General features: G+C 76.0%; 3 protein-coding genes. 1 reads left to right on the forward strand and 2 read right to left on the reverse strand.

Going from position 1 to position 2,397, the window contains the following annotated elements; translation table 11 throughout:
* On the forward strand, positions 1–466 hold a 466-nt coding region (locus tag GTW08_RS11275; RefSeq protein WP_161151877.1), incomplete at its 5' end, for a zinc-binding dehydrogenase.
* Here GTW08_RS11275 and GTW08_RS11280 read toward each other — a convergent pair.
* On the reverse strand, positions 463–1,431 hold the full coding sequence (locus GTW08_RS11280) for an L-histidine N(alpha)-methyltransferase (RefSeq protein WP_073577250.1): 969 nt from the start codon (positions 1,429–1,431) through the stop codon (positions 463–465). The genes GTW08_RS11275 and GTW08_RS11280 overlap by 4 nt on opposite strands.
* Positions 1,428–2,397, reverse strand: a 970-nt coding sequence (locus GTW08_RS11285; protein WP_161151878.1) for an iron-containing redox enzyme family protein, incomplete at its 5' end; no start/stop codon positions are given. The genes GTW08_RS11285 and GTW08_RS11280, both read right to left, overlap by 4 nt.

Consider the following 2,397-nt stretch of genomic DNA (forward strand, 5'->3'; position numbering starts at 1 on the left):
CGGGGCGGGCGGCGGGGTCGGCCTGCCGCTGGTGCAGCTGGCCCGCCGCCGCGGGCTGGCGGTCGTCGGCACGGCGAGCCCCGGCAAGCACGCCCTGCTCGCCGGGTTCGGCGCCGTCCCGGTGGCCTACGGCGACGCCGTCGCCGACCGGATCCGCGCGGCCGCGCCGGGCGGTGTCGACGGCGCCCTGGACCTGGTCGGCGGGGACGCGCTGCGCGCGGTGGCCGGCCTCGTCCCGGCCGCGGCGCTGTACTCGATCGCGGACAAGCCGCTGGTCGCGCAGCTGGGCGGTCGTGACGTCACCCGCGACCGCAGCACCGCGGTGCTCGACGCTCTCGCCGCACTCGTCGCGGCCGGGGAACTCGACCCGCTGGTGCGCGAGGTCCGGCCGCTGGCCGAGGCCGGGGCGGCGCTCGCCCTGGTCGAACAGGGTCACGTGACCGGCAAGGTCGTCCTGGTGCTCTAGTCCCGACGGAACAGGAACAGCCCGTAGCGGTGCTCGTCGTCGACCCACTCGGCCTCGGCCCGCAACCCGTGCCGGGCCACGTCGGTGCGCAGCCGGTCGGGCTCGAACTTCGCCGAGAACCCGACGTTGACGCTGTCGCCGCGACGCAGCTCCAGCGTCCGGTCCAGGCCGGGCAGCACCACGGTCTGGTCCCGGCGCGCCCACAGCCGCCCGTCGACGACGTCGGCGGCGGCGTCGTAGTGCGCCGCCGGGTGCACCGCGTCGAGGGCGACGCTCCCGCCGAACCGGCGTGCCAGGTGGTCGAGGTGGTTGAGCCGGAACCGGGCGAAGGCGTCGTACCCGGGCGGGTCGTTGTAGCAGGACTCGAACACCGCGGCGGGCTTGACCAGGTCGGCCGAGAGCAGCAGGGCGTCACCGGGGCGCAGGGTCGCGCCGATCCGTGCCAGCAGCGCGGCGCGCTCACCGGTGGTGGTGTTGCCGATGTTGGCGCCGAGGAACAGCACCGCCACCGGGGCGCCGCCGTCGTCGCGCAGCCGGTCGAGGCCGGCCTCGTACCGCCCCCACAGCCCGGTGACGGTCAGCCCCGGCAGGTCCGCCATGCGTTCGGCGCTCAGCACGAGCATCTCGCGGCTCACGTCGATCGGCAGGTAGGTCGTCGGCCGGGCCGCCGAGCAGTGTTCGAGCAGCAGCCGCGTCTTCTTCGCGCTCCCGGACCCGAGCTCGGCGACGCGTGGGCAGCCCAACCGGGCCGCGATGTCGGTGCCGTACCGCTCCAGGAGCGCCCGCTCGCACCGGGTCAGGTAGTAGGTCGGCAGCTCGGTGATCTGTTCGAACAGCTCCGAGCCGAGCGCGTCGTAGCCGAACCAGGGCGGGATCCGCGGCAGCGGCTCGGCGAGGCGGGCGCGCAGCTCGTCGGTGTCGTCCCAGAAGGAGCCCTGTTCCAGCTCGACCGGGGCGGCGGTCACCGGCCCGGCCCGTCATCGAGCGGGCGGCGCAGGCTCGACTCCCCCGCCGCCCAGCGGGCCAGCACGTGCCCGCCGAGCCGGTCGCCGAGCAGCCCGGCGGCCCGGATCCCGAACACGACGTCGGCGGCCAGGCCGGGCTCGGTACGCAGCAGCGGGGCGAGGACGTCGCGACGCACGACCTGCTCGTGCACGGCGTCGGCCTCCACGTGCTCGTCGTAGAAGCGGATCGCGGCGGGGCCGCAGCCGAGCCGGCGCATCGCGCGGACCAGGCGCTCCGATCCGGGCGAGGAGGTCAGCTCGACCAGCGCGAACTGCCCGACCAGCGCGCCGCGCAGGCTGCGCCGCAGCCCGCACAGCGACATGAAGTTGACCTCGGCGAGGGTCTCGGCGCCGACGGTGTCGACGTGCGCGCCGTAGGCGTCGGACAGTCCGAGGTCGCGCATCATGTCGGCGAACAGCACGGCGTGCATGCCCGCGGCGTCGCCCGCGCCGTACTCGTCGTGCTCGACGGTGACCAGGCCCGCCTTGGCGGCCGGGGGCAGCCGCGGGATCACCCAGGCCTGCGGGTCGGCCTCCTTCAGGTGGTAGATCGAGCGGTGCACGACGTACTCGCGCAGCTGCCACAGTTCGCCGCGGCGCAGCAGGTGGTGGGTCACGCCGGTCTCCGCGCCCGGCCCGACCGGCTCGACGAGCAGCTCGGCGACGGTCGCGTCGACGTCGTCGCCGGGCGGGACCGCAGCGCGCAGGGCGGCCAGGAACCGGTCCTCCAGGGCCACGCGCAGGCCGAGCAGGGCCACGTCCCACTCGTGCTCGTCGCCGACCCCGGCGAAGCCGCGGTAGTGCAGCTCGTAGCAGCAGTGCAGGGCCAGGTGCAGGTCCTCGCCCCACGGGTCGGCGTCGCCCGCGGCGGGCAGCGCGGCGGGATCGCCGCCGAGCCGGGCCAGGACGGCGCCGGACAGCGGGCCG

Source organism: Pseudonocardia sp. SID8383, from assembly GCF_009864975.1.
GTDB classification, from domain to species: domain Bacteria; phylum Actinomycetota; class Actinomycetes; order Mycobacteriales; family Pseudonocardiaceae; genus Pseudonocardia; species Pseudonocardia alni.